The sequence below is a fragment of the Bradyrhizobium sp. CCBAU 25360 genome (genome assembly GCF_028128695.1).
GTDB classification, from domain to species: Bacteria; Pseudomonadota; Alphaproteobacteria; order Rhizobiales; family Xanthobacteraceae; genus Bradyrhizobium; species Bradyrhizobium ottawaense.
The window spans coordinates 259,026-284,361 of record NZ_LBJA01000038.1; the positions used below are offsets into that span (position 1 = coordinate 259,026).

General features: G+C 61.6%; 23 protein-coding genes. 7 read left to right on the forward strand and 16 right to left on the reverse strand.

Annotated elements, in window-relative coordinates:
- Positions 1–2: 2 nt before the first annotated feature.
- Positions 3–683 (forward strand): GntR family transcriptional regulator, encoded by a 681-nt coding sequence (locus XH81_RS17155; RefSeq protein WP_028140793.1) that lies wholly within the window; start codon positions 3–5, stop codon positions 681–683.
- Between the two features lie 6 nt (positions 684–689).
- On the opposite strand, the gene XH81_RS17160 is transcribed toward XH81_RS17155, so the two are convergent.
- The 3 genes from XH81_RS17160 to XH81_RS17170 form a co-directional block, all read right to left on the reverse strand.
- Complete coding sequence (locus tag XH81_RS17160; RefSeq protein ID WP_162832268.1) at positions 690–854, reverse strand: hypothetical protein; 165 nt, start codon at positions 852–854, stop codon at positions 690–692.
- 125 nt (positions 855–979) lie between these two features.
- Entirely contained in the window at positions 980–1,936 is a 957-nt protein-coding gene (locus XH81_RS17165) for a DMT family transporter (RefSeq protein WP_212475057.1), read from the reverse strand.
- Positions 1,905–2,204 carry a hypothetical protein gene (locus XH81_RS17170; RefSeq protein ID WP_028140795.1) on the reverse strand — a complete coding sequence of 100 codons (300 nt, stop codon included), beginning with the start codon at positions 2,202–2,204 and terminating at the stop codon, positions 1,905–1,907. The genes XH81_RS17165 and XH81_RS17170 overlap by 32 nt, the downstream gene beginning before the upstream one ends.
- Before the next feature lie 217 nt (positions 2,205–2,421).
- Here XH81_RS17170 and XH81_RS17175 point away from each other — a divergent pair, with 217 nt between their 5' ends.
- Complete coding sequence (locus XH81_RS17175) at positions 2,422–4,443, forward strand: YgiQ family radical SAM protein (protein WP_038947375.1); 2,022 nt, start codon at positions 2,422–2,424, stop codon at positions 4,441–4,443.
- Between the two features lie 17 nt (positions 4,444–4,460).
- On the opposite strand, the gene XH81_RS17180 is transcribed toward XH81_RS17175, so the two are convergent.
- Positions 4,461–4,754: a hypothetical protein gene (locus XH81_RS17180; protein ID WP_038947374.1), complete on the reverse strand. Its 294-nt coding sequence runs from the start codon at positions 4,752–4,754 to the stop codon at positions 4,461–4,463.
- 363 nt (positions 4,755–5,117) lie between these two features.
- Between XH81_RS17180 and XH81_RS17185 the strand changes: the two genes are divergently transcribed.
- Together XH81_RS17185 and XH81_RS17190 are read left to right on the forward strand one after the other, a co-directional pair.
- The gene (locus XH81_RS17185) at positions 5,118–5,576 is read left to right on the forward strand and encodes an Rrf2 family transcriptional regulator (RefSeq protein ID WP_038947373.1); all 459 of its coding nucleotides are present in this window, start codon (positions 5,118–5,120) and stop codon (positions 5,574–5,576) included.
- A 26-nt stretch (positions 5,577–5,602) separates the two neighbouring features.
- Positions 5,603–6,286 (forward strand): class I SAM-dependent methyltransferase, encoded by a 684-nt coding sequence (locus tag XH81_RS17190; protein ID WP_271596299.1) that lies wholly within the window; start codon positions 5,603–5,605, stop codon positions 6,284–6,286.
- Between the two features lie 34 nt (positions 6,287–6,320).
- Here the strand turns inward: XH81_RS17190 and XH81_RS17195 are convergent, their stop codons facing one another.
- The 4 genes from XH81_RS17195 to XH81_RS17210 all read right to left on the reverse strand — a co-directional run bounded on the left by XH81_RS17195 (position 6,321) and on the right by XH81_RS17210 (position 12,733).
- Positions 6,321–6,881 carry a group I truncated hemoglobin gene (locus XH81_RS17195; RefSeq protein ID WP_038947372.1) on the reverse strand — a complete coding sequence of 187 codons (561 nt, stop codon included), beginning with the start codon at positions 6,879–6,881 and terminating at the stop codon, positions 6,321–6,323.
- A gap of 294 nt (positions 6,882–7,175) precedes the next feature.
- Positions 7,176–10,523, reverse strand: a complete 3,348-nt coding sequence (locus tag XH81_RS17200; protein ID WP_271596300.1) for an adenylate/guanylate cyclase domain-containing protein — start codon at positions 10,521–10,523, stop codon at positions 7,176–7,178.
- A 612-nt stretch (positions 10,524–11,135) separates the two neighbouring features.
- Positions 11,136–12,341 (reverse strand): OpgC domain-containing protein, encoded by a 1,206-nt coding sequence (locus tag XH81_RS17205; protein ID WP_271596301.1) that lies wholly within the window; start codon positions 12,339–12,341, stop codon positions 11,136–11,138.
- Between the two features lie 74 nt (positions 12,342–12,415).
- A complete protein-coding gene (locus XH81_RS17210) occupies positions 12,416–12,733 on the reverse strand; it encodes a hypothetical protein (RefSeq protein ID WP_271596302.1) in 318 nt (105 codons plus the stop codon).
- 373 nt (positions 12,734–13,106) lie between these two features.
- Here XH81_RS17210 and XH81_RS17215 point away from each other — a divergent pair, with 373 nt between their 5' ends.
- The gene (locus tag XH81_RS17215; RefSeq protein ID WP_271596303.1) at positions 13,107–13,763 is read left to right on the forward strand and encodes a response regulator; all 657 of its coding nucleotides are present in this window, start codon (positions 13,107–13,109) and stop codon (positions 13,761–13,763) included.
- Positions 13,764–13,780: 17 nt separating this feature from the next.
- Here XH81_RS17215 and XH81_RS17220 read toward each other — a convergent pair whose 3' ends face one another.
- The 5 genes from XH81_RS17220 to XH81_RS17240 all read right to left on the reverse strand — a co-directional run bounded on the left by XH81_RS17220 (position 13,781) and on the right by XH81_RS17240 (position 20,910).
- Positions 13,781–15,877 carry an MASE1 domain-containing protein gene (locus XH81_RS17220; RefSeq protein WP_271596304.1) on the reverse strand — a complete coding sequence of 699 codons (2,097 nt, stop codon included), beginning with the start codon at positions 15,875–15,877 and terminating at the stop codon, positions 13,781–13,783.
- A gap of 1,095 nt (positions 15,878–16,972) precedes the next feature.
- Entirely contained in the window at positions 16,973–17,932 is a 960-nt protein-coding gene (locus XH81_RS17225) for an alpha/beta fold hydrolase (protein ID WP_038947369.1), read from the reverse strand.
- Positions 17,933–18,097: 165 nt separating this feature from the next.
- On the reverse strand, positions 18,098–18,610 hold the full coding sequence (locus XH81_RS17230; RefSeq protein ID WP_161966286.1) for a phasin family protein: 513 nt from the start codon (positions 18,608–18,610) through the stop codon (positions 18,098–18,100).
- Between the two features lie 686 nt (positions 18,611–19,296).
- Complete coding sequence (locus tag XH81_RS17235; RefSeq protein WP_028140805.1) at positions 19,297–20,487, reverse strand: extracellular catalytic domain type 1 short-chain-length polyhydroxyalkanoate depolymerase; 1,191 nt, start codon at positions 20,485–20,487, stop codon at positions 19,297–19,299.
- A gap of 3 nt (positions 20,488–20,490) precedes the next feature.
- Positions 20,491–20,910, reverse strand: a complete 420-nt coding sequence (locus XH81_RS17240; RefSeq protein WP_028140806.1) for a CopG family transcriptional regulator — start codon at positions 20,908–20,910, stop codon at positions 20,491–20,493.
- A gap of 227 nt (positions 20,911–21,137) precedes the next feature.
- Between XH81_RS17240 and XH81_RS17245 the strand changes: the two genes are divergently transcribed.
- Together XH81_RS17245 and XH81_RS17250 are read left to right on the forward strand one after the other, a co-directional pair.
- The gene (locus XH81_RS17245) at positions 21,138–21,602 is read left to right on the forward strand and encodes a hypothetical protein (protein ID WP_028140807.1); all 465 of its coding nucleotides are present in this window, start codon (positions 21,138–21,140) and stop codon (positions 21,600–21,602) included.
- A 159-nt stretch (positions 21,603–21,761) separates the two neighbouring features.
- Complete coding sequence (locus XH81_RS17250) at positions 21,762–22,784, forward strand: LLM class flavin-dependent oxidoreductase (RefSeq protein WP_028140808.1); 1,023 nt, start codon at positions 21,762–21,764, stop codon at positions 22,782–22,784.
- 120 nt (positions 22,785–22,904) lie between these two features.
- Here XH81_RS17250 and XH81_RS17255 read toward each other — a convergent pair whose 3' ends face one another.
- From XH81_RS17255 to XH81_RS17265, 3 genes are all read right to left on the reverse strand, one after another.
- Positions 22,905–23,363 carry a hypothetical protein gene (locus XH81_RS17255; RefSeq protein ID WP_028140809.1) on the reverse strand — a complete coding sequence of 153 codons (459 nt, stop codon included), beginning with the start codon at positions 23,361–23,363 and terminating at the stop codon, positions 22,905–22,907.
- Between the two features lie 10 nt (positions 23,364–23,373).
- Positions 23,374–23,592 carry a hypothetical protein gene (locus XH81_RS17260; RefSeq protein WP_028140810.1) on the reverse strand — a complete coding sequence of 73 codons (219 nt, stop codon included), beginning with the start codon at positions 23,590–23,592 and terminating at the stop codon, positions 23,374–23,376.
- A gap of 102 nt (positions 23,593–23,694) precedes the next feature.
- Complete coding sequence (locus XH81_RS17265; RefSeq protein ID WP_028140811.1) at positions 23,695–25,254, reverse strand: hypothetical protein; 1,560 nt, start codon at positions 25,252–25,254, stop codon at positions 23,695–23,697.
- Positions 25,255–25,336 lie beyond the last annotated feature (82 nt).

The window sequence follows — 25,336 nt, forward strand, 5'->3', positions numbered from 1 at the left end:
AAATGCGCTCGCTCAAGCTCGATACGCCGAAATCGCTGTCGCAGCGGGTGATGCAGCGGCTGCGGCAGGCAATTATCGACGGCGAGTTCGCGCTCGGCGCTGCCATCTCCGAGGAGATGGTGGCCAATTCCTTCGGCGTCAGCCGCACGCCGGTGCGCGAGGCGATGGGCCAGCTGCAGGCGCAGGGCCTCGTGGTGATCCGCCCGCAGGTCGGCAGCTTTGTCTTCACGCCGAGCGCGGACGACATCAACGCGCTCTGCACCTTCCGGATCGCACTCGAACCCAAGGCCGCCGAGCTCGCCTATCGTTGCGATCGCGACGGTGCAATCGCCGCAATGAGCGAGGCGATCGCGGCGATGGAGCCGGCGGTCGCGGCAAAGGACAACATCGCCTATGGCCGCGCCGATGCAGCATTTCACGAGGCGCTGTTCACTCATTGCGGCAATCGCTACCTCGCCGAATCCTATCAGCTGGTCTCCGGCCGCGTCGCGGCGCTCCGCACCAATCTGACCTCACCGATCGACGTGCGGACCCGCACGTCGTTCGACGAGCATCGCAGGCTGCTCGATTTGTTCGCGCGCAGCGAGTTCGCCGCCTTCGAAGAATTGATGACCACGCATATCACCAATTCGGGCGTGGTCTACGCCAGGGCGTTGAAGGTGGACTCGCTGAAGGTGGAATGAGCGCTTCTAGCGCCCTTCCCTCGGTCCCGGCCTGTCCAGAAAATCCAGCGCGGTATTGATCTGCTCGAGCTGGTGCTCGATCCTGTCGCGGTCCTCGACCGATGGCACCTTTTCGAGCTGCTCCACGAGCTTCTGCTTTCGCAACAGCAGGTTCTCTATGACTGTACTCACAGCTCCCCCATCGCCAGAGGCGAACATCGCGAGCGCGCGCGAGGCGGGCTCGCGGCAACCCTCCATCAGAATGTCCGCGAAGGCCGATGGTTCCTGCGGGTGAACCCGGACGCATGCGGATGGAACTAGCGGCGCAAACTGGCCCAGACGCCACCCAAAATCAGCAAACCGCCGAGAAGATGGATCAGCTGCGGCGGTTCGCCGAGGATGGCGAAAGACAATAGCGCGCTGGCGATCGGCCCAAGATAGAGCACGAGCGAGGTCCGCACCGAGCCGAACTTGCCGCCGAGCCAGGCAAAGCCGGCATAGGCGAGCAGGCCGGGAACGATCCCGGCGAAGACATAGGCCGACAGCGCCTTGGTGCTGAAGACCTCCCCCGGCGTCGCCCACATCTCCATGGCCGCGAGCGGCAGCGAGAACAGGGCGCCGGCGCCCGAGAACAGGCTGATGCGTGCCAGCAGCGACGCCTTTGGCGCGGCGCGCGATTGCAGCAGCGTGTAGCCGGACCAACCGAGCATCGCGATCACGACGAGGCCGTCGCCCGCTGCAGTCTGAAGTCCGATCAATGTCTGGGGATGGCCGCCGGAGATGATGAGCAGCGCGCCGGCGAGCGCCAGCGCCGTGCCGAGCCATTGCAAGGGGCCGACATGCTCCATGCCGCGCAGGGCCGAGATCAGCAGCACCGTGATCGGCGACAGCGCCATGATCAGCGCGATGTGGATCGCCGTCGTCGAGACGCCCGCGGCGTAGACCGGACCGCCGCACAGGAACATGCCCATGAAGCCGGCGGCGAGGATCGACCAGATGTTCCCGGCCAGCGGCACGCGGCCATCGAGAATCTCCTTGAGCGCGATCGGCGCGAGCCCGATTGCGACGATGCTCCAGCGGAAGAAGGCGAGCGCGAAGGGCGGGACGGAGCCGGCCAGTCCGCGCGCCAGAATCTGATTGGAGGCCTGCGCGGTCGCCACCAGGATGAAGCCGACCAGCGCAATCACGCCGAGCCAGACATTCGTGGACGGCGATACGCCGGTCACCGCATCATGACCGCCGTCAGAGGTTTCCTTGCCCGTTTCCTTGCCCATGGATCAATCGGATATCCGATGACGGCCGCGGTGAGAACCCCGACGACGGCTCACTGGCATGCATATGCGGCACGCGCAGCATTCCGGGAGGCGCGGCGATGCTCGCGAGCAGCACCGGCACGACAGGGGTGCGGCTGAGCGAGACCGAGAACACCGCCAGCAGCGCGCACAGCATGCAGAGCCTCATCCGCACCGTCCGGCGATCGGTGATCGGCAGAAAGAGGAAGAACAACATCGCCAGGATCAGCAGCGCATCGACCAGAAACATGGGGCTCTCCTTCAAGACTGGAGAGAGCATGACGCGACGGCACCGGTCGGTATGTGGAGGGCGTCACACCCCCATGGCTGACGCGGGTCACGCTGGGAGAGGACGAAGCGGCGCGCGCTCGTGACCCGTTAACGCGCCGGACTGCGGCCCGGGAACCTCGATCTTTCACGCGTCCGTCGGTTGTATTCAGGAGCGTGGAGTCCTATGCGTAGGCGCCATGGACACCCAGATGATCACCGCCGTAAAGCCGCTGATGGCCCGGGCGCAGCCGCGCAAGCCTGCACCGTTCCTCCCGATGAGCCGCGCCGAGATGGATGCGCTCGGCTGGGACGCCTGCGACATCGTGCTGGTGACCGGGGACGCCTATGTCGACCATCCGAGCTTCGGCATGGCCATCATCGGCCGGCTGCTGGAGGCGCAAGGCTTCCGGGTCGGCATCATCTCGCAGCCCGACTGGCATTCGGCCGAGCCGTTCAGGGCATTAGGCAAGCCAAAAGTGTTCTTCGGCGTCACCGGCGGCAACATGGATTCCATGGTGAACCGCTACACCGCGGACCGCCGCCTGCGCAGCGACGACGCCTATACGGCGGGCGGCGAAGGCGGCAAGCGGCCGGACCGCTGCACGGTCGTCTATGCGCAACGCTGCCGCGAGGCGTTCAAGGACGTGCCGATCGTGCTCGGCGGCATCGAGGCCTCGCTGCGCCGGATCGCGCATTACGATTACTGGTCGGACAAGGTGCGTCGCTCGGTGCTGGCCGACGCCAAAGCCGATCTCCTGCTGTACGGCAATGCCGAGCGGGCGGTGGTCGAGGTGGCGCAGCGGCTCGCGGCCGGCGAGGCGCCGCGCGCGCTCGACGACATCAGGGGCGTCGCGCTGTTCCGCAAGGTGCCCGAGGACTACACCGAGCTGCACGCCGACGATCTCGATTCCGCCGACGAGGGCGCGACGCGCCAGAAGGGTGCGACCGTGATCCGGCTGCCGGCGCTCGAGCAGGTCGAACAGGACAAGGAAGCCTATGCCCGCGCATCGCGCGTGCTGCACCGGGAGAGCAATCCCGGCAATGCGCGGCCGCTGGTGCAGCGTCACGGCGATCGCGACCTCTGGCTCAACCCGCCGCCGATCCCGCTGACCAGCGAAGAGATGGACGCGGTCTACGACCTCCCCTACGCGCGCGCGCCGCATCCGTCCTACGGCGAAGCAAAAATCCCCGCCTGGGACATGATCAAGTTCTCGGTGACGATCATGCGCGGCTGCTTTGGCGGCTGCACCTTCTGCTCCATCACCGAGCACGAAGGCCGCATCATCCAGAACCGCTCGGAAGGCTCGATCCTGCGCGAGATCGAAAAGATCCGCGACAAGACCCCGGGCTTCACCGGCGTGATCTCCGACATCGGCGGCCCCACCGCCAACATGTACCGGATGGCCTGCAAGGACCCGAAGGTCGAAGCGGCGTGCCGGCGGCCGTCCTGCGTCTTCCCCGAGATCTGCCCGAACCTCAACACCTCGCATGACGACCTGATCCGGCTCTATCGCAAGGTGCGCGAGACCAAGGGCATCAAGAAGGTGATGGTCGCATCCGGCGTGCGCTACGACCTTGCGGTCGAGAGCCCGGAATACATCAAGGAGCTCGTCACCCATCACGTCGGCGGCTACTTGAAGATCGCCCCCGAGCATACCGAGCGCGGTCCGCTCGACAAGATGATGAAGCCGGGCATCGGCGCCTACAACAAGTTCAAGCGGATGTTCGACGAAGCGGCCGAACGGGCCGGCAAGAAATATTACCTGATCCCCTATTTCATCGCGGCGCATCCGGGCACGACCGACGAGGACATGATGAACCTCGCGCTGTGGCTCAAGAAGAACCGCTATCGCGCCGATCAGGTGCAGACCTTCCTGCCCTCGCCGATGGCGACCGCGACCGCGATGTACCACACCGGCGTCAACCCGCTGCGCGGCGTCCGCCACGGCGGCAGCGACAAGGTCGAGGCGATCAAGGGCCTGCGCCAGCGCCGCCTGCACAAGGCGTTCCTGCGCTACCACGATCCCGACAATTGGCCGGTGCTGCGCGAGGCTTTGATCGAGATGGGCCGCCGCGACCTGATCGGCTCGCAGCCGCACCAGCTCGTCCCCGCGCACCAGCCGCCCGGCACCGGCAAGGCCGCCGGCACGCGGCGCCCGGTCCGGCCGGGCGAGAAGACGCAGCGCTTCACGACCAAGGGCCTGCGGGTGATGAAGTAGCGGGCGCCGCTTGCCTGCTACAGCGCGAGCACCACTGCCCCTGACACGGCATCAGTCACACCGCGTCCGTTGCCCTGGTCTTCGAGCACCGACCTGAAACTGTCGAGCGTCTTGATCATCGCCGATCGCGCCCCGGCCAGCGCGTCCTGACTGGCCCATGTGCCGATGAGGCAGAAGGTCTGCTCGCCGGTCTTGAGGATAACGCCGTGCTCCAGCCCCGGCCATTTCGCCTTGCCGTTCCGGTGCGCGTCGAGGAAGGCGGCTTCCTCACCCGGCTTCACCTTGAACCTGACCACATTATAGACGTGCATGATGCGCCTCCAAAAATGGACTGATGAAAAACGGCGCCGCGCGAGGGACGGGACGAAAAATCCTACGGTCGCCCGGGCCAGATGGTGCTCCTCGCGCGCAGGGGCGTCACCGTGACAAATCGGCATGGCGACCTCAATTGTTTGGGACTGCCAGAGCAAAAATGTCGAAAACAACCCCATGCACAGTAGACGGCATGAGCGGGATCAATGGCTTAGGAGACGTGCAAACGCTCGATGTGCGGAGCAAGGACAGGTTGCTCCGTCGGGCAAAACAGGGGCATGGCGGGATCATCGGGGAGCTACGTGCGTCGGCGTCAGCAGAGTCGCTTGACCTTTTCGTCATCACGTAACATATAAAGTTACATGAAACGAGATTCCCGACTCTCCGGCGTGCTGCACGTGCTGCTGCACATGGCGCAGCAGCCTGGGCCGTTCACGTCCGAGACCCTGGCCAAGGCCATGGACACCAACCCGGTGGTGATCCGCCGCATCATGGCGGGCCTGCGGGAGATCGGTTACGTGCGCTCCGAGAAGGGGCATGGCGGCGGCTGGACCATCGCCTGCGACCTGTCGAAGGTGACGCTGCGCGACGTCTACGCCGCGCTCGGCAATCCTCCGCTTCTGGCGATGGGCAACCGGACCGAGGCGCCCGGCTGCCTGGTCGAGCAGGCCGTCAATGCCGCGCTCGATCAGGCCTTTGACGATGCCGAGGCGCTGCTGCTGGCGCGGCTCGGCGAGGTGACGCTGGCGATGCTGGGCGAGGACCTGCGCAAGCGGATCGGGTCTCGAAAGATCCACGACATCAGCGCGCATCGCGCCTGAACGGCTCCATTCACGGGGACAACATCATGACCGACATTCAAGCCGCATTCTCTGATCCGCAATTCGTGGCGAGATACACCGAGGGGCCGCGGCGCTTCGTGCCGGGCTATGACGCCATGCAGTCCATGACGGCGATTCTGCTCGCCGAAAGCGTCCCCAGCGATGGGCAGGTGCTCGTCCTCGGCGCGGGTGGCGGCCTGGAGCTCAAAGCGTTTGCGCAAGCGCATCCCGGTTGGCGCTTCGACGGCGTCGATCCGTCCGCGGCGATGCTGGCGCTGGCCGGGCAAACCCTGGGATCGCTGGCACCACGTGCACGCCTTCATCAAGGCTATGTCGACGATGCGCCGGAGGGACCGTTCGACGGTGCCACCTGCCTGCTGACCCTGCACTTCGTCGATGTCGCCGAGCGGCGCCGCATCGCCTCGGAGGTCCGCCGCCGGCTCAAGCCGCGCGCACCGTTCGTGGTCGCGCATCTGAGCGCGCCCGACGGCGAGCAGGAGCGCCCGCTGTGGCTGTCGCGCTACTCCGCGTTCCTGGCTGCGTCCGGCGTCGAGCCCGAGCAGGCGGCAGCCGCGCGGAACGCCGTCACCAACCATCTGGAGATTCTCGCACCCGCACAGGATGAGGTGATCCTGCTCGAGGCCGGCTTAACCGATCCCACGCTGTTCTACACCGGCTTCGCCTTCCGCGGCTGGGTGGCCTACGCGTGAGGTCGCAATTCGTCGTTCGGCACCACGGGATGCTTCAACCGCGCTTGGCTCTCGATACGTAACCGGCGGTGACCTCATCTTTGTGGCTGGCGAACGCAGCCAGCACTTCGGTCTTCTCGCGCTTCGGGACCTTGGCGAAGTCAAGTGTCCGCCCGAGTTCAGCAGCGACCTCGTCGAATTCCGCCGGGGAGATCCGCAAGGCCCGGTGCGCCTCCTCAAGGCCAAGGGGCGTCGTCCCCGGCCTGGTGGCCTTGAACTGGAACGGCCCACCCGAAACGTCACAGACCCAAAGTGTTCGCATGAACTTGAGACCAGGCAAGCGTTTCAGATTTTTGGTGTGCCATTCCCTCAACTGCGGATTTTTTGACTTCTGACCGACGACGGCGTTCTTTACGACAGCGTCGCTGAAGTGATCCACGACCGCTGCAATGGCGAAGACGCCGCCAAGTCGTTCATACAGGCTTTGATCCGGAGTGGTTTGCTGGGCCTGCGCACGCGCTTGATTGGCTCCAGCCAAAGCGACGGGGGCGGCTGTCAGCGCCAGTCCTGCGACCACACTTCGTCTGCTGATGGAAGTCGAACGAGGCCTTGCCATGGGTACCTCCTTACATCGGTTTCCTGAGGCATTGCAGCCAACATCCCGCGCAACTGCCGCCGTGCGCGCGTTGCCGTCCGGAGGCGCTGCCGGTGATTGCGGCGCTCCCGTTGGATGGGTCGGAACGGAAATGGTTCCCGGAAATTTTGAGCTAGACGCAGACCCATGCGCACCAAACTGCGAAGAACTTGGTATGAGCAAATCTAGTCCGCCATGCCCCTGAGAGCTGACGTCGAGCCAAGCGTCGAACGCGGACGAAAAGGGCCATCACCGGAAGTCGCAGGTCTTCGCCTTTCACGTGAGTTCCTCGAGCAGGGCCTTCGCTTCCTTCAAATCGCGGGTATCGAAGCCTTCGGTGAACCAGTCGTAGATCGGCGCGAGCAGTTCGCGAGCCTCGTTTCGCTTGCCTCGATCGCGCCAGAGCCGCGCCATGCTCATAGCGACGCGCAGCTCGAACGATCTTCCCCGCTGCTTGCGGGCGAGTTCGAGAGCTTGAACAAGGATTGCTTCCGCTTCCATGGATGCTCCGAAAAGCAATCGGAGTTCGCCTTCAATTCTGAGCACGTCGGCCTGCCAGAGATATTCGCCTGTGTCGGCTATCAGCTCGGTGGCTTTTCTGATCGCGCTCAGGCTACCCTGCATATCTCCTGCGCGTGCTTGCAGGACCGCAAGGAGTGAATGGTAGTGCGGAGAATGAAACCGAACCTGTTGTTCGGCGGCATGTATTCCGTGTTTCATTAGAGCAATGCCGTCTTCCAGCCGCTCTGCACACCCGATTGCCCAACCGCTCAGTATTTGACCGCAACTAATGGCCCAGAGCGGCACGCGCGATCCAAGTTGTGCGTTCAGGTTTTCAACGTAGTTCTTGACGTCGGCCATCTTGCCGAGCAACACGGACAACTGTGCGCCAGCATAGATGCCAACGATGCCGCTCGTATTCGCGTGGTTTGCGTCAAGGGCATGTTTAATTGCCTTCTGGCGTGCTGCGACTGCCTGGTCGGGGTATCCCAAGGCCCATAGGCTCAGTGCCAGATAGGCAAGGCCTGACGAGTGCGGATCCGCGAGGTAAAGCACCGAAAGAGCTTGGTCCATTTCGATCCTGTCGATTGCAAGGATCTGTTCCAGCTGTGCTTTCGCGGCCTCGAACTCGCCCATTTCAAGCAGCGACGCGCCCATGGCGCGGTGCGCGATCAGTCGCGCCGCGCGGTCACCGGTGTGCGCGGCCAGCGATTGGCAGCGCTGCGAATACTCAAGTGCCTTCGGGATCCTGCCGCTCGCTATGCAATAGGCATACTGCCCGTAGAGGCTCGGCAAGAGGTGCTCCGTGTCGCCCAACTTTTCACACAAGGCGATCGCGCGATCGCGTGCAGCCCCCACGAGTGGGTTGCCATAGCCATGCTGAGCCGCCAAGGGCGTCCCCAAGGCGAGCTGGAATTCGAGTTCCTGCTGATCCTTCTGTGTCGAATGCGGCAGCATCATTAATATCTCCAGGCCCCGTCTGAGATGACGCACGGCCTCCTCGTCGGCGGAGCGCCCCGCCGCACGCCGCCCGGCCTTCAACCAATATGAAATCGCGATCTCTGCCTCTCCGGCCTCCGTGAAATGGTGCGCCAACAGCTCGGGTTCGATGCTGCCAAGCTCAGGAAAGAGCTGTTCGAGCGCTTTGCCAATCCGTGCATGCAGCTTGTGACGGGCTCCGCGCAGCAATGTGCTATAGGCCGCATCCTGCACTAAGGCGTGCTTAAAGCTGTATTCCGCGTCTGGTGGCATTCCGCGCCGGAAAATCAATTCGGCAGATACCAGCTGATGGAGCGCTTTATCCAGTTCAGCTGAGTTCCGCTGCGCTACGGCCTGTAATAGTTCGTAGGAGAACTCTCGACCGATGGCAGCACTCACCTGCGCCACCTCTTTCACGGGTGATCCGAGCCGATCAAGGCGCGCCATCAGCGAGGCGTGCAGAGTGGCCGGAATTGCAAGCGCCGTCGCTGAAACACGCGAGAGTGCGGTTTTGGCGCCGCGGTCATCTGCCTCCAGCACCGCCTTCGTCAGCTCCTCGAGAAATAGCGGCACCCCATCCGTGCGCGCGACAATCTCCGAAACGACATCACTCGTTAGGGTCCCTTCGCCGATGAGCTGCTGAACCAACGCAGCGCCCTCGCGCCGGTCGAGCCGGCTGAGGGACAGCATTGTGACGTGCGCCTGCCCGGCCCAGATGCGCTCGAACTCGGGACGGAATGTAATAACCAGCAACACCGGTAGATGCTGGACCCGCTCGACTACAAGGTCGAGCAGTTCGCGCGAGCTGGGATCGATCCAGTGCACGTCCTCAAAGAGCATCAACACCGGTCGTTGCAGCGCTAGACCATGGAGCTGCCGAAGTAGCGCCTCGAAAGTCTTTTCCTTTTTGCCCCTAGGCGTTAACTGGAAAGGCAGAAAACGGCCTTTGAACGGGATCGATAGCAGCTCAGCCAGCAAGGCCTGATCCTCTTGCGGAGGTGAGGCCGGCGCTAACAGCGCCGCCAATTTGTCAAGCTGCTCCTCCGGCGTATGTTCGCGCAAAAATCCGGCAGCGCGCTCCAGCTGTGTAACGATCGGATAGAACGCACTGTCGACGCGCTGCGGTGAGCAAAAGTACCTAAGGCTGGTGTGCAGCTCGATTTGAAGGCGCTCCTGAAGCGCCGCTATCAATCGCGACTTGCCGATACCTGGCTCACCAGCAAGCAGTACGACCTGACCTTCACCGCTCGCCGCCCGCCGCCATCGCCGTAGCAGCAAATCGAGTTCTTCTTGCCGTCCGACTAGCTCGGTCAGCCCACTTCCGTGGAACGCCTCGAAACGGCTTTCCACCGAACTCACTTGTAGCACTGCCCAGGCTCGCGTCGGCGCATCGATGCCCTTGAGATCGTGCAATCCGAGGTCCGCCAAATCGAACAGGTTCCCTAGCAGTCTCCGCGTGCTCTCAGCTATGACCACCGCGTTCGCTTTGGCGACGCTCTGAAGCCGTGCAGCAAGATTTGGGGTCTCGCCGACGATCGCCTGCTCCTGTGCCGATCCCGTGCCGATCAAGTCGCCGACGACGACCAGGCCCGTCGCGATACCGATGCGGGTTTGCAGCGGAACTGAAAACTCGAGCGCACCAACCGCGCCAATCGCTTCCAATCCTGCGCGAACGGCTCGCTCAGCGTCGTCCTCGTGAGCCTGCGGGTAGCCGAAATAGATCAGCACGCCGTCGCCCATATACTTCGCAACGAAGCCCCCGAAGCGGCGTACCGTATCGGCGATGCACGTTTGATACGCCGAAATGATCTCGCGCAGGTCCTCTGGGTCCATACGTGCGGAGAGCGACGTCGAACCGACTAGGTCCGAGAACATCACGGTGACTTGGCGGCGCTCGGCGGTGTCCTTAGTGGTTTTACAGGTTGCCGAAGAAGCGTCGGATAGGGGCGCCCGTGCGCCCGCTTCAGCACGCAAGGCGGCGATGGCGTCGAGCAGCTTGCGGCGATGCCCGACAATTCCGACACCAAGGTCCTTCAAGTCCTCCGCCGTCAGGTTCGGCAGGACCGTATCGTCGATCTCATTCTCGCGGAATGCCGCCTCATATTGTTCGAGGCCAAGCCTCCGTAGCCAACCTCCCAGGTCCATGACGGCGGCCCCAGTTCGCCTAGAGCTCCATCATTCCCCCGGCGAGGCAGCCTGTCTAGGGAAATGACCGGTTTGGGTCAAAACGCGAAGAACTCAGGTTGAGCAAATCTGGTCCGCTCTGGCTCAACGAGCGGACTACCGACCGCCGAGGCGCAACTTCGCCGATGGGCCACAACCGGAATTGCGATGATCGGCAGGTACTGGCGCAAAGCGGCCGCTAGGTTCAGCCTCTGCCACGCACAGACCTTAAAACGACGGGGATCAATGCAATGTACTGTATGCCATCGGCCGCGCCCCACCGCCCAAACAATCCGGCGCAGTTTGACACTGGTTATCATCGGCGCGCCCGGCTCGGACCGGCCGAATTGGAAAGCGGCATGTGTCGGACCTGTGGAATGACCTCACTGTGCAGTTCGACGTCTTTGCCGAAAAGTTCCGGGCCGACTCGTAAGAGACGCCAAGATATTCACGCCACGCGAAAAGGCTTCTTATGAGCCTCCTTCCGGACAGAGTCTCAGCTGGCTCGGCTGCTTGCCCCGCCGCAAACCGGAAAGGTGACGAGGTTCTCGCCGCCGGTCCATCCGAATTCGCGTAGCCATCGGCGAAACGACTTCAGGCGCGCCAGCCGACGGCGCCCCAGCCTTTCTCGGCGCGCGCACTCATAGGCGCTGCGACGGTCAGCTGCTGACTCGGCTTGTTTTTAATCAAGTTCAGCAGCGTCGCCGCCACGATCATCATCAGAACGCCAGCAACGCTGAGCGCGATCTGCATCGCGAGCCCTTCCGAGACATCGAGCAGCGCCAGGACGCTTGCGAGCGTAAGCAGAACGCCGAGGCAGTAGATCGGCAACGAGTTCTTACCACAGAGAATCGCACTGCACATCACCGGCGTCGTCAGCCATCGCGGATTGGGAGGCACGAACCGTACCGCCAAAACCGCAAGGGCTATAAAATGCAGCAGCCTGAGTGGGTCGAGATTTGATTTATCCACGGGATAAAACAGTTTCAGCAGCGCCTGCGGGACTATTCCGTCCAATAGTTGGATCCTCCAGCTCAATGCGATGATCAGGCTGAACACCAGATAGAGAGCGGCAGGTACAACTGCCGTGCGTGACGTCACCCATGGCCGCGCTCTCTCGCCTTCGACTATCCACCACGCGCCAAGGACAACAAGCAGCTGCCAGGCCAGGGGATTGAAGGCCCAGTGGCCGCTCGGCCACGCTGGTATCGTCCAACCGAGTACATGCACCAAGGCATAGAGCGCCAGCGCGGCGCCGAGCATCACGTTCGGCACTCGCAGCAGCAGCCAGAGCAGCGGCGCGAATAAGAGATGAAGAAGCACAAAGATGGGCAACACATCGGTATTTACCGGACAGTATTGCAGGATTGCCGCGTGCGCGAGCGCCGCGCCTGGCTGGTCCAAGAGAACGCGCGTATTGCTCTCGTCAGCAAGACGGTCCCCGCCTGCGAGGTAAACCAAGATCGCACAGGAGAGTGTGAGCATCAGAAATGCGGCATAAATGTCCCAGCTTCGCCGCAGCGTCCGCCTGATCAGGCCGGTCCAGCCCTCGCAGCGCCATACCTTGCCGTAGGCCAGTGCGCAGGTCACACCCGAGACGAACATGAACACTTCCGCGGCATCGCTGAAGCCGTAATTCCGCAGCGTCAGCCAACTGCCGATGTTGTTGGGAACGTGGTCGAGAAAGATGCACCAGAGCGCAATGCCGCGACAGGCATCAATTCGCAGATCGCGGCCGGAACCTTTCAGCTCCGGCAGCGCGCCTACCAATGGCTTCGGCGTAGCGGTTCGATCATGCATCTGGTTGCCTGTCCGGCGTGCGAGTAGTCTTCGAGAGGAACCATCAAGAGGGAAAGACGCCGAGCTCTCTACGGCTATGAAAAGCACGCAATAACCGCAAGAGCAAAATCGGCGCTGAAATCCGGTGCAAGCGTGACAAGAAACCCGCCAGCGGTAGCAGCGCCGACAATAGCAGCAGCAATTTGGGGCATCATCATCTGCAATCCCTCTGAACCTGTTGGGAATGCCAATGCCGAGAAAAACGTCCGACCACACGGCGCATCATAACAACGCCGCAGTCTAGATTGATTCGCGCCCAACCCAGCCACGACCGCAATTGCGATAACCATCGTAAGGTGGCGCTTGGCAGAAACTCTTGGCGGTAAGGCGGTTGGTAGTGGAGCATCGTTCATCCGGCACAGCCTTGTAAATCAGCCTGAGGTCTACATTGAGAGATCCCTTGGTCCTATGATCAAGGTATCGCACAGCTCGGCTTCCATCTGACGTCGCTCAGGTCACATCATAACATCATAGGCGTGTGACCATTGTGCACAGGCCAAGGGAGGCTGACTCGCGCGGACAACGATAAGTCCGCGCTCGCTTTTCTCGCTGTTGTATTGGGTGACAGAACGCCCTTCAGCTTCCTTGGGGTGCCTGACGGGACCGCTGGTCGGATCAGGAAGGGCGGTTCGGGAGCCATCCTCGGCCACCTTCGTGTCGCCAAAGATCGAAGGGGGGTGTATGATTTCTAAATTGGATCTCCGTGCAGGATGACGGAGAGCTTTTATGAAGGTCCTGATTGTCGACGATCACGCATTGATTCGCGAGGCCTTGCACTCAGTTCTGAAGCAGCTGAACCGAGAAGTAATCATTTTTGAAGCTTCGAACAGCCAGCAGGCAATGCGCCTCGTCGAGGAACATCCGGACATCAGCTTCATTCTGCTTGACATCAACTTGCCCGATCGAGATGGCTTTTCTGTTCTCCGCGAACTGCGTGAGCGCTATGCGACCATTGCTATCGTAATCCTCTCGTCATCGGATGATCAAGACACAGTCAAGCGCGCTTTCAAACTTGGCGCTCTGGGTTTCATTCCGAAAACTACCGAACGTGAGGTTATACTCAGCGCTATCAAGTTGGTGTTCTCCGGCGGAGTTTACATTCCCTCACAAATGCTGGAGGAAACGAGGAGTCCTCGGCTTACAGATAAGCCAGCGGCACGCGACTCTCTTAAGCGCATCGGGTTGACCGATCGGCAGATCGAGGTGCTTGCGCTCCTGATGAAAGGACGAAGCAACAAGGTCATTGCCAAGACACTCAATATGGCAGTACCGACAGTGAAGAACCACATCACGGTCGTCCTCAAGGCGCTCGGTGTAGCGAGTCGTACCGAGGCGATAATAAAGGTAGGAAAAATGGGCTGGGAGCCAAAATCTGAAACATAAGACTGCCCCGGCCTCTCCTATCCTCCATGATCCCTAAAGAGTTCGTGCAAAACAGCGCGGAGCCGCATTGGATCAACAGGCCTGTGCAGCAAGATGTATCCTGTCTCGTTAGCGTCCCGTAATGGTTCAGCTGCCGTATCGCCGCTGATCAGAATAGCTGGAATTGAGGAACCAAACGCCGCATTGATTTGTTCGATCGCGCAGATTCCAGTCTTTCCGCTCGCAAGATGATAGTTCGAGATTATAAGATCGGGGCGTTGTTTGCGCTGAGCAACTCGCACAAGTGCAGCATCTTCGGATTCGGCGCTAAGGACGGAGTATCCCCAATTGCTGAGCAATCCGCCCGTTCCCTCCGTCACCATTGGGGCGTCAGCAATAACAAGAATGAGCTTCCCTTCGGCCGAAAAAGCTCCGGTGTACGGGGAGTCAATGGGCGCGCTGGATGCGACACGTTCATCGACCATCGGAAGCTCGATCGCAAAGCGCGAACCTCGGCCCACACGCGAAGCTAAGTCGATTTGATGGTTGAGGAGACGGCTAAGCCTGTCAACAATGGCGAGGCCAAGCCCCAGGCCGCCGGACCGGCTCCGCTCTTGGGCGGGAACTTGAAAAAACTCGCCAAAGATGTTCTGCTTCTGATCCTCAGGGATACCGGGGCCGGTATCCCATACTTCGATACGCAAGGTTTCGCCGCGCCGACGGCATCCGACGATGATCCGGCCCCGCAACGTATAGCGGACGGCGTTGGACACCAGATTGAGCAGTATGCGCTCGAGCAGCATGGCGTCACTCCGCACCCAGGCGTTACTTCGCCTAATGCGTAGCTGGAGGCCTTTTTCCCGCGCTGCCTGATTAAACGTCATCTCAAGTTTTTGCAGCAGGTGCGCGATTGGGAGTTCGGTAATTTTCGGGGTAAGCATTCCAGCATCGAGCCTGGAGATATCCAGGAGCGAATTGAACATTTCATCCATTTCTTTGCGCGCTGCATCGACCCGTTCGATCGTCTTTGTCCTTTCCACCGAACTGAGCGGCGTGCGCAGTTGGGCAATGAACAAGCCCAGTGCATGTAATGGCTGCCGCAAATCATGGCTTGCCATGGCAAGAAAGCGTGATTTTGCGGCGTTGGCGAGTTCCAGTTCTTGCGTACGTTCTGCGACCCTGCGCTCGAGTTCAATCTGTGCGCGGCGCAGACCTTCCTCCGCTTTCTTGCGTACCTCCACGTCGGCGCTGAGCAACAAGCTAGGAACGGTAATACTGATCAAGAACATCAACACGAGGAGGAATGAAGAGTTGACATTTCCGTTCGTGAAGGGGCCGCCGCCCATGAGCGTCCCCCAAATCGTGGTGCCCGCAAGCACCAGCGCAACCGTTGCGGTGTCGCGCGGACCGCGCCGCAGTGCCGCCCATAACATTGGCAAGATCGCAAGGAAACCCAGTGGATCTCGGCCTGGCGTTTGCTCGATCAGGGGGCTGAAAGCAATGAGGCCAACTACGGCCGCAGTCGCGAGCACGCCGACTGTCTCCAAAAATTCATTGCGGCTGATAGCATAGTGGGGGCCTGCCGCCCAAAGCACAATAACGGGGACAATCACTAGCGCGCCGGTCGCATCTCCGAGCCACCATGTGATCCAGGCGTCAGCGAGATTCTTCGGTTCGATGTACCCGACGGTTGCCAGGCTGGTTAGTCCGATGCTTGCGCTGAGCGGTGTCGCGATCACCACGCAAATCAGAGCAAACCTTGCGACAGAATTTGGCGTTGAGAATGTGTTACAGCCGCCCGACCATCGATTGATGAGGTAAGCGCCGACAACCGCTTCGAGAGAATTGCCGGTTGCAATAGCAATTGAGGTGGCAACCGAGCCGGCCGTCGTGGCATTGGCGACCATCGCCGCTGCAAAAATTGCGGGCCAAATCCGATAACCCCGCAGCAGCGCCGCCGCCAGCGCGACACCCGTCGGCGGCCAAATTGGCGTTGCGCTGGGATGAATGGAGGCGAGGGCAAGGCCACCTTTTGCGAGGGCGAAATAGATCGCTCCAATTGCGACAAGATCCCCGGCATAGCTAATGTTTCGGCAGGAACTTGCCTTCGGAATAATTCGTGGGTCGGACATCATCAACACTTGGACTGGGCAATACGGTCGTCCCCCGTGACGGACTTTTTGATCTCTTGATAAAGGTCAATGATCGCTACTCCGCCGCAGAAGCTTACGTGATTGGATGTGCCTCGCGAACAAGCGAGCCTTTGCGATCGGACGCGTGCCGGAACTTCGATGATTGATGGTGGACGGCACCAGCAGCACGGCGATACCGCAGAGCGCGCTTTAAGATGTCAGTCTGGGGCTGACTAATATGTTGAGGACCGCGCCAGCTCGGTTCTAAAAATTTCTGAAGTCCAACAAGAGATGGCCCACTCGAAAACAAAGCATGAGCCGGTGAATAGCAAATGCAATTCACGACTTTGTAAGCGGAACTACGGTTAGCACAACCAGCATTCCCTGCTTCTCAACGATACAAGCTCCGCGCTTCGGCACTACCGATCTTCGATCTTATCTAGCTACCGTTCATTCCCGCGCCGCTGTCTTTTGACGTAGCAATCGTGTCACTCCGCATGAAGCGTGGGCAAGAAAACCGGCTTGTGACTCCGGTTGCGACAGCGACGCGGCAACTATTGCGTCCGCTGCGACGACGAGAGCCGGGGAGACATTTGGCTGCAATTGTGCGTCTTATCGGAGTGGCAGCGCTTGCTGCAACCGAACAGCCGGAGTAGGGGCGACTTCGTGTGGCCTGTGCGATAGCCCCACTACCACGCGTGATGTGCCGGACGAACTGCAGCAGTCCTGGGGGCAGTCCTTGCCCCATCGACGGGGGGCAACCTGATTTGCTGAGCTTCAGGACAATCATTTCAAGATAGGTCATCAAACGGCGACCTGATCAATTCGGCAGCTTTCGGCGCAAAAGCGGACCAACTCAGCACAGGCAACTTCAGCAACGGGTCAAACTGCGAAGAACTCTGGCCGAGCAAATCCCGTCCGCTGTGCCAACATGAACTGACCTCAGCGCCCAGCGGCGTCACTTCGCTTTCAGGGTCAAAGCTACCATCGGACCACCATGGCCCATCGGTCCAGTCTGACTCGGGAAGCGGACCCCCGCGCGCTGGGCTGAAGTCAGCCACTGGCCACTTCCGGACGCCCGCATCGCAAAAGGAAACCCTATGCGGTCCTCAGCGGTGCGGCGAGCGCCAGCGCAGCCACGGCATCCGCTATTCCCGGCGAATCTGCATAGGTAACCATGTGACCGGCATCCTCGACCAGATGTAGCAAGGAGCGGGGCAACGCCTCGTGCAGGCGGCGCGACTGGTCGGCCTCGATGAGCCGGTCACCCTTTCCGTGCAGGATCCTAACGGGACACCGGATGCCCTGATACTGAAGCTGCAATTGCGCGGCAGCAGGAATAAGGAACGCGCTCTCCTCGGCGGCCGCCCTCAACTGCTTGGGCCGGAGAGCCAACGAGATCGGAAATTCATTCTTGAATTTCGGCGGAATGGCACGCGGCGCGAACAGCGTGCGCATCAGCTTCGGCGCAATAGCCCACGATATGATCGGCGAGATCGTGTAGCGCATCAGATCCCCGAGCAGCGGCAGTGCCGGACCTGACATGAGCCAAAAGTCCATCCGTGAGGTTGGAAAATAGTAGCCGGACACAAGCACGAGCCCACTCACGGCATAACCGCTTCGCAGCGCCAGCGCGATTGCCACCAGCGTTCCCCAGGAGTGGCCGAGCACCACGGGATTGCGCACTCCAAGCTGATCAAGAGCCTTCGCGAACAAGGAAGCTTGCGTCGTAGGCGTCCAGATGCGCGTGCGCGGACGGTCGCTGTAGCCAAACCCTGGCCGGTCGAAGCAAACGACGCGATGGTCGTGGGCCAGGCGGTCGACCAAACCGCTCAGGACGAGATCCTGAATCATGGTGCCGTTCCCGTGAAACAGGACCACGCAAGGCGCAGCGGCATCGCCCCGTTCGATATAGTGAAGGCGCACTCCGTCGCAATCGGTAAAGACGCCGATAGGCGGATTCTTTCGCTCCGCTGTCACCTGAAACGCGATGTTGCCGAGGATCAGAACGACAAGTCCCGCCAAAACGATCAGCAGAACGGCTTCTGTTGTGGACATCGTGTCAACCTACATTCCTGATCGCGGGTCCCTCGGATCGGCGGCACCGAGCCCGCTCTGGGTTGTTGTGAGCCGCGCTCCCCAGCCGAAAGCAAGCAACCGTGATCGGCGCGTGCGTGATTCGCGTTTGCGTCCATCCTTTGCCGCAGCGGGTACGGCTTGCAGTTATCGTCCCGGCAGAGCCGCGAGCTCTGGGGCCGGCTTGATGCGCCAGAACGGATATGCCGCCAATTCTTTCGAATGCTGCCCGAACATCTCGGCCCGTCTGCTTGTAAACTCGGTAATGACGGCGAAAAATTCAGTTGGTGACCCGATCGTCGCAAGTCTCAGGCCGAAATCAAAAGTGAACTGCACGTTGGCCTGGGCTATCTCAAGAAGCTTTGCTTGGTACGCCTGCATGTTTGCCGTGGCTAAAGCGAAGCCTTTCATTGGATCGCTGCCGATCATTCTCTGACTGAGGTCACCTGGCAAGGCATCCACCCGAGGCTCAATGACAGGAACCTCGTGTCCAGGATCATCATGAAGCTTAAGAGGCGGTTCAATTGAGGCTGCCGCAGCAGAGCGAAGAAATTCCTCTTTCGGGCTTCTAACAATGGCCTGCTTGTTCCGTTGGGCCCGCGCGGCCATTTTCGGATTGCGGGCGCGCTTTGACGCTGGTGCCGGTTTGCGTTTGCTCATCTGGCGCTCCAAGAACATGAGGGTGCGACCACAACGGTCATTTCTGAACGGACAACAGGCTTCGTGATGTGGCGTTCCAAACCCGCGCATTGTTGGAGACCCGCATGAACTGAGATCAATCGCACGTTCTGCGACTGGACGATGATTTCAGGTAGCAACTCCAACCAACAAACGTCTAGCTGGCGATCTTCCAGACCTATGTTCGACGGGCGTTGGCCTGAGAACAATTAGCTCTTCGCTCGTTGTGCTCTCCAAAGACCGCTTTAAGTTGCGGCAACTACGCAAGCAGTCATGCCTTGATCGCGAGACTTCCTCGAAGCGAACCTTCGGAGGTCAGCATCGGCCCTTGATAGACCGCATCGCTGGAGCAATTTGAATGCTCTGGTCACTAGCAGTTCGTGGTGAAGGCGAGAGGAAGGGCACGACGTCATCCGTGTGACTGACGGCCAGGGCATGGTGCGCGCGGCGAGTCGCCGACGTCTCATCACGGACCTCAAGCTAAACGGGGCATTGACGGATGGCAGATCGCCGAACGTTGCCGGGAGGATGATCCCAAACTCCGGTGATCTTTGAGACCGATTTCTCGCCCGTCGCGCCCCGCCCGGTACCCCCTGATGTTGCAGCAGCCCTATCGTCCGGAGGACGTTGTCGGTGCCGGTAGCTTCGGATCGGGCGGTGAAGCCAGATTACCCACCGAGCGAATGCTCGAGGAAGAAGCGCAGCATTTCCCTCGTCGCATCCGGCCCCTGCGGATCAGTGTAGGTCCCGGCGGGACTGCCGCCTGACCACGCGTGTCCAGCGCCATCGATGTTCCAGTGTTCGGAGATCGCCCGACCGGCCCCGTCGATCAGGACGGTGCGAGTATAGGCATGGCCGTGGGGTACGCGTCCGCGAAGTACCTTCGTCGTCGGCCTCGTTGCCCCGGTGGACTGCTCGATTATCTGATCGCCATTCTTTGGATGCACCGTGGTGTCGCGATCGCCATGGAAAACGATGGTCGGCACAGAAGTTTTGCCGTCCGCAATTGCCTTGGAGCCGCCTCCCTGCCGCATGGCGACGAACGCGGAGGGAAGATCGCTCGCGGCTCCGCACGCGAGGCCTGAATGAATACCGACCGCCGCGTACAGGTCGCTATACGTTGCGCCCATGATGGCGGCGGCGGCCCCGCCGGCCGACAGACCCGCGACATATACGCGCTTCGGATCGATCGCATGGTCGCGCATGATCTGGCGGGTAATGCCGGCGATCATCGAGGGCTCGCCCCCGCCGCGGCGCTGGTCGCCCGTGCGAAACCAGTTCCAGCACTTCGATGGGTTGGCTCCGTTCGGTTGCTCAGGATAGACCACGAAGCAATTCTGCTCTTCCGCCAGGAAGTTCATCCGGGTGCCGGCCGCGAAATCGTCGGGCGACTGGGTGCATCCATGAAGCATGACGATCAGCGGAAGCCGTCGTCCCTCACAGCGGCTTGGGATGAACAGCTTGTAGGTCCGGCTTCCCGCGGCGTTATTGAAGGTACCGGCGATAAACCGTGTGCCCTCGGGCACCATGTCCGACGGGGACAGAGGAGCGCGTGCGATCGGACTTCGCAGGCCGAGCCCGGAAAAATCCCGCATGCCGTCGAGCGGTGAGGAGCGCCTGCGTCGCTGATCAGAGCGGGCCGGCGAGATCTGCGGAGCTTCCCGCTCCTCGACGACGTCGGCCGTAGCGTCGATGGTAAGCGGATCGAGCCCCGGGAGCCGAGCCTGAGCGGCGTTGCGATGCTCTGGTTTTGGAGCGCTACCGCCGTGGAGCATGCGCTGCAGGAGCGCGGTGGCCTCGACCAGTTGGCCGGCACGCGTGAGGCGGGTTGCTTCGCGGATTATGACTTGATTCAGCATCGTTCACCTCGTTCTGTCGGCGAGAGCGGCCTTGACCGCGGGAGTGGCGTGAAGGGCCCCCAGCACCGAGACCGACGCGATTGTGGCGCGAGCCAACTCGGGAGTGACGTCCTGGGCGATGGTGGCTAAGCCCAAAACATTGATCTGCAGCATTTCGCCGGCGCGCCGCGCCGCTTCGAGATCCTCGCGAGTGTAGTTGCGCAGCCCGAGGTCCAGGTTCTTCCGGGCCGTGGATTGTCTGACGACCTCTACGTGGCGCTCGAGCTGGTTCCGGATTGCTGTCCGGATAAAATCGGTCCGGTTCGAATAGAACCCTTCCTGCACCATGAGATCGACATGACCGAGGTCGACATAGCCAAGGTTGATCGTGATCTTCTCGGTGTCGGGGGCCTTCGGTCGCAGCTCGCGCACATTATCGGCCATAGGTACATCCATTATTACCATCCCCCTGGATGGTCTATGGATGTTATATAGATGCTCCCGGGCGCCTTTCAAGGGCGTGGCGAAGGACCGCTTACGACGATGGTCTGCAGAAGCATCGCCGTTAACGCTGTCGGCAAATGATTCGCCCGAGGTCGGCAATCGCCGACAAGTTGCCTTATTGCAGCGGAGAATTTTCAGCGGCACTAACCCCGGGTTAGAGGCGCTTTATGCTGAAAATGGCGTTGTTGGGCCTCCTCATCCTGTTGAGTGCAGGGGTGCTGTCGGCAATGGAGCTGAGCGCTCCACCGCGTCGCGCCGTCGCGATCGCCCCGCCCCTTGCCGAGCAGAGCGCAACCGTCTCTGCGTCACCTGACACGTTGCCGAAGGCCGATCGCCTCGAGGTTGCCGCTGTGAGCAGCGCGATGCCGACACAAATTGCTCCGGTCGAGAACCCCGTTGCTCCGCAAGACATCCAAGTCGATTCGACCGCGCCGAAACCGATCGTCCGTCATCGGCGCGATGCGAAGACGATCGCGACCGCCGAACGTCCCAAGCCGAAGCCAAAGGCAATTGTTGCCAAGCGAGCTGCCAATGCTCAGCGTGCAAAGGCCGCCAGCGAGACCGAGCCCTGTCGACTGAAGGCGTTCGGTGGCCTACTCAAGGCATTGAATTTGACCGGTTGCGAAATCTGAGGCCGCTTCTGGGCACGACAGATCAAAGTCGAACGACCTGACGTCGTGGTGCGAACCCGGGCCTGCTTCCTCCCAGCACTTACGGCCACACGCCTCGCCGCCATTTTTCCCTCGGGCCAACGTCTCGCAAATTCTTCCGGTCATGCATACCTAGCCCTCATGAAGAAAATCGGCTTTCTCTCCTTCGGACACTGGACCCCCTCGTCGCAATCGCAGACCCGCTCGGCCGCAGACACGCTGCTGCAATCGATCGAGCTTGCGGTCGCGGCCGAGCAACTGGGCGCGGACGGCGCCTATTTCCGGGTGCATCATTTCGCGCGCCAGCTCGCCTCGCCCTTTCCGCTGCTCGCGGCGGTCGGCGCCAGGACGAGCAGGATCGAGATCGGCACGGCCGTGATCGACATGCGCTATGAGAACCCGCTCTACATGGTGGAGGACGCAGGCAGCGCCGATCTCATCGCCGGCGGCCGGCTGCAGCTCGGCATCAGCCGCGGCTCGCCCGAGCAGGCGATCGACGGCTGGCGCTACTTCGGCTATCGGCCCGCTGACGGCCAGAGCGATGCCGACATGGGCCGGCGCCACGCGGAAGTCTTTCTCGACCTGCTCCGTGGTGAAGGCTTTGCCGAGCCAAATCCGCAGCCGATGTTTCCCAACCCGCCGGGACTCTTGCGCATCGAGCCGCATGCGCAAGGCCTGCGCGAGCGGATCTGGTGGGGCGCCGGCTCCAACGCCACCGCGGTGTGGGCGGCGAAGCTCGGCATGAATCTGCAGAGCTCGACGCTGAAGAACGACGAGACCGGCGAAGCCTTTCACGTGCAGCAGGCCGCGCAGATTCGCGCCTATCGCGCGGCGTGGAAGGAGGCCGGCCACACCCGTGAGCCCCGCGTCTCCGTCAGCCGCAGCATCTTTGCGCTGATGGACGATCGCGATCGTGCCTATTTCGGCCGGGGCGGCGAAGGCGAGGACCAGATCGGCTTCATCGACCCGCAGACCCGGGCGATCTTCGGCCGGAGTTATGCCGCCGAGCCCGATGCCCTGATCGAGCAGCTGCGCCAGGACGAGGCGATCGCGGAGGCAGACACGCTGCTGTTGACGATCCCGAACCAGTTAGGGGTCGATTACTGCGCGCATGCGATCGAGGCGATCCTGAAGCACGTGGCACCGGCGCTGGGGTGGCGGTAAGGCGGGCGGCAGTCTAACCATCAGGACGATTCACAAGAACCGGGCCGATCAGACCGCGTCAAACTGGCGCCTCGTGACTTGGGAACGAGCTCGTTTCGGGCAGCTCTTTTCCAGATGAGTTCAGCCGCCGCTGAGGCTGTGGCTGATCCGTGTGACAACGCGGTCCCATTGCCGCTTTTCGGCCGCGGGATAATTGATCAGCACGCAGTGCACATAGCCGCGCGCAAAGTTGCAGCGGTCGTACCAGATCTTGTCGCGCTTGATGCTGGAGACGACGAAGAAATTCGGGGCGACACGCTTGTAGATGATGCCGGACGGCGGACTCTTCGTGGCCAGGAATGCAGCCGGCGAAAGACCCTGGCTGTTGGAAACGGCCTGTACGGTGAGATCGGCTCTGCCGTCGGAGGTGCGAAATTGCTGGCCGAAGCCGTCGGGCTTGGCCGCCAACTCCGTGAAGAGCGAAACGGGAATGTCCACCGATGTTCCGGACTCGGCGATGCGGTAGGCCGTCCAGCTCTCTGCCTGGGCGGCAGACAGCGTGGCAAGGAGCGCTGCGACAGCTGCGAATGTCGTCTTCATGTCCACCTCATCACTCGCGCGGCACCAGTTGCAGCTCCATCAAGGCGATCCTTTGCAGGTTGGCGACGTTGCGCTCGCCCGCGGCGGCCGTGCGCAGGATGGATTCGGCGAGCATGTTGACGTGCGAAGCTTGCACGGGCTCCGGCAGGCTCGCAACCGCGGCTTCCAGGGCGCCCGTCATGATCGCGATCACCTCGGGTGAAAATTCAGCGTTGGAGAAGTTCTTCATCGTGCGGAGCCGGCCGTTTGTGCTGCGACCCGCGAGACCAACGCCGGGAAAAAGTGGAAGTTCCTGCGTCAGAGCGTTCAGGTGCGCGCGCCTGACGCTGAGCTACGCCACGGACTGGTAGCCGGTGAGCTGCTCGACTGCCGCACCCTCGCGGGCGACGGCCTGCATTCTCACATGGCTGCCGATGACGAGGCCGGTGAGCGAGAGCATGAGCCCGAGCGCGAGTGGCGCGAACAAGGCCTCTTCCTGGAACAATCCGTTGAGCAGCACGACCATGACGCCGAAGCCGGCGAGACCCTGCGTCAGATAGCCCGATGAGGCGTAGAGGCGCCATGCCCTAAGCGCCATCGCGAAATAGAAGGCCAGCAGCACGAAGGCGCCAAAGCCCATCTGGTACAGGAGCACGCCGATCGCGCTCTCGACCGCGCCGTCGATCGTCCCGGCGGCCTGTGCGGCACTCCAGTCGATGGAAAAGTAGCTCTCCGACAAATTGCCACCAATGCCGAGGCCCCGGCCGAAAGGTTTCTGCACGAATCCGTCCAAACCACCCATCAGTCCAATGACGTGATAGTCGCCGATCTGCAGCCCGAGGCGGATCGCCAGAACCGCGAAGGCGGCCATGCCGAGGAAGCCGAGCAACAACGTCACCACGGCGCCGATCAGACGGGTCGCGATCCAGGCCGCGACCACGAAGATCACCACGATGAGTGCGCCCTTCACGCTGCAAAAGATCAGCAGCGGCAGTGCTGCGAGGGCCAGCAGCGGCCGTCCCACCGAGAACAGGAACAGGGCGAGAAAGCCGACGCCGTAAGCGAAGCTGATCGGGTGCATGTTCGGACCGTTGATGCGCAGCATCTTCGACAGGCCGACCCCTTCGAGCAAGGGCGTGTTCAGAAAATCGAAGCTGAAGCGGTCCTTGAGGTCGACGGGCACGTTGCCGGTGGCCCGCATCTGGGCTTCCCAGACACCCGAATGGGTCGCCTTGAGCTCGTCGAAACCCCAGAACGTATAGCTGTTGGTGATGGCCAGCCAGAGATCGCGGAAGACGAGTTCGACATACCCGCACAGCAGAAGGATGACCGCGAGCGTCACCAGGAACGGGGTGATGCGCACCTCATAGGTCGCGGCCGTCAGAAGCGAGAGCTGGAACAGGAACAGCGGCAGCACGATATTGCGCAGATAGACCGCAGCCGGCTGTCCGTCCTGGATGAAGCCGATCGCGAAATACAGCGACACCACGGCGAGGGTGACGACACCCCAGCGCATGATCTGGTTCACCTCAGCCGATTGATTCCTCTGGCCCAGCACGTAAAGGCCGAACGTCGCCAGCCACATCACGGAGCAAACGAGGAAATTGTAGCCCTTGATGAAGTCGAGATCGGACGGCAGCGGGACCAGCGGCGACAGGATCGAGACGAACAGGTTCTGGAAGAACAGGACGAAGATGGCGATGGCCGGCGCGTAGGTCGGGACCGCCAGCACGATGGCGATACCGATGAGGACCTCGACCACGATGGCCAGGGCCGGATAGGCCAAATGCAGGACCGGAGCAAAGCCGATCGCCGCCACGGCGATACAGAGTGTCGGAACCAGTTCGCGCCAGGCCGGCGGCGATGGCTCGGCCGGCACGGTCTGAACCTGGGTTAAGTCACCGGCCCCCATCAATCGTCCTTTGGCAGCGCGCGTCGAGCACGATAGCGGGGCGATGTGAAAGGATTCCTTAACGATAGCGAACCGGTGCGAT

What these genes read in the sequence shown, in the direction of transcription:
- XH81_RS17155 (WP_028140793.1), top strand. Translation starts at nt 3, where the DNA reads ATGCGCTCGCTCAAGCTCGATACGCCGAAATCGCTGTCGCAGCGGGTG.
- XH81_RS17165 (WP_212475057.1), bottom strand. Translation starts at nt 1,936, where the DNA reads ATGGGCAAGGAAACGGGCAAGGAAACCTCTGACGGCGGTCATGATGCG.
- XH81_RS17170 (WP_028140795.1), bottom strand. Translation starts at nt 2,204, where the DNA reads ATGTTTCTGGTCGATGCGCTGCTGATCCTGGCGATGTTGTTCTTCCTC.
- XH81_RS17175 (WP_038947375.1), top strand. Translation starts at nt 2,422, where the DNA reads ATGGACACCCAGATGATCACCGCCGTAAAGCCGCTGATGGCCCGGGCG.
- XH81_RS17180 (WP_038947374.1), bottom strand. Translation starts at nt 4,754, where the DNA reads ATGCACGTCTATAATGTGGTCAGGTTCAAGGTGAAGCCGGGTGAGGAA.
- XH81_RS17185 (WP_038947373.1), top strand. Translation starts at nt 5,118, where the DNA reads ATGAAACGAGATTCCCGACTCTCCGGCGTGCTGCACGTGCTGCTGCAC.
- XH81_RS17190 (WP_271596299.1), top strand. Translation starts at nt 5,603, where the DNA reads ATGACCGACATTCAAGCCGCATTCTCTGATCCGCAATTCGTGGCGAGA.
- XH81_RS17195 (WP_038947372.1), bottom strand. Translation starts at nt 6,881, where the DNA reads ATGGCAAGGCCTCGTTCGACTTCCATCAGCAGACGAAGTGTGGTCGCA.
- XH81_RS17200 (WP_271596300.1), bottom strand. Translation starts at nt 10,523, where the DNA reads ATGGACCTGGGAGGTTGGCTACGGAGGCTTGGCCTCGAACAATATGAG.
- XH81_RS17205 (WP_271596301.1), bottom strand. Translation starts at nt 12,341, where the DNA reads ATGCATGATCGAACCGCTACGCCGAAGCCATTGGTAGGCGCGCTGCCG.
- XH81_RS17210 (WP_271596302.1), bottom strand. Translation starts at nt 12,733, where the DNA reads ATGAACGATGCTCCACTACCAACCGCCTTACCGCCAAGAGTTTCTGCC.
- XH81_RS17215 (WP_271596303.1), top strand. Translation starts at nt 13,107, where the DNA reads ATGAAGGTCCTGATTGTCGACGATCACGCATTGATTCGCGAGGCCTTG.
- XH81_RS17220 (WP_271596304.1), bottom strand. Translation starts at nt 15,877, where the DNA reads ATGATGTCCGACCCACGAATTATTCCGAAGGCAAGTTCCTGCCGAAAC.
- XH81_RS17225 (WP_038947369.1), bottom strand. Translation starts at nt 17,932, where the DNA reads ATGTCCACAACAGAAGCCGTTCTGCTGATCGTTTTGGCGGGACTTGTC.
- XH81_RS17230 (WP_161966286.1), bottom strand. Translation starts at nt 18,610, where the DNA reads ATGAGCAAACGCAAACCGGCACCAGCGTCAAAGCGCGCCCGCAATCCG.
- XH81_RS17235 (WP_028140805.1), bottom strand. Translation starts at nt 20,487, where the DNA reads ATGCTGAATCAAGTCATAATCCGCGAAGCAACCCGCCTCACGCGTGCC.
- XH81_RS17240 (WP_028140806.1), bottom strand. Translation starts at nt 20,910, where the DNA reads ATGGCCGATAATGTGCGCGAGCTGCGACCGAAGGCCCCCGACACCGAG.
- XH81_RS17245 (WP_028140807.1), top strand. Translation starts at nt 21,138, where the DNA reads ATGCTGAAAATGGCGTTGTTGGGCCTCCTCATCCTGTTGAGTGCAGGG.
- XH81_RS17250 (WP_028140808.1), top strand. Translation starts at nt 21,762, where the DNA reads ATGAAGAAAATCGGCTTTCTCTCCTTCGGACACTGGACCCCCTCGTCG.
- XH81_RS17255 (WP_028140809.1), bottom strand. Translation starts at nt 23,363, where the DNA reads ATGAAGACGACATTCGCAGCTGTCGCAGCGCTCCTTGCCACGCTGTCT.
- XH81_RS17260 (WP_028140810.1), bottom strand. Translation starts at nt 23,592, where the DNA reads ATGAAGAACTTCTCCAACGCTGAATTTTCACCCGAGGTGATCGCGATC.
- XH81_RS17265 (WP_028140811.1), bottom strand. Translation starts at nt 25,254, where the DNA reads ATGGGGGCCGGTGACTTAACCCAGGTTCAGACCGTGCCGGCCGAGCCA.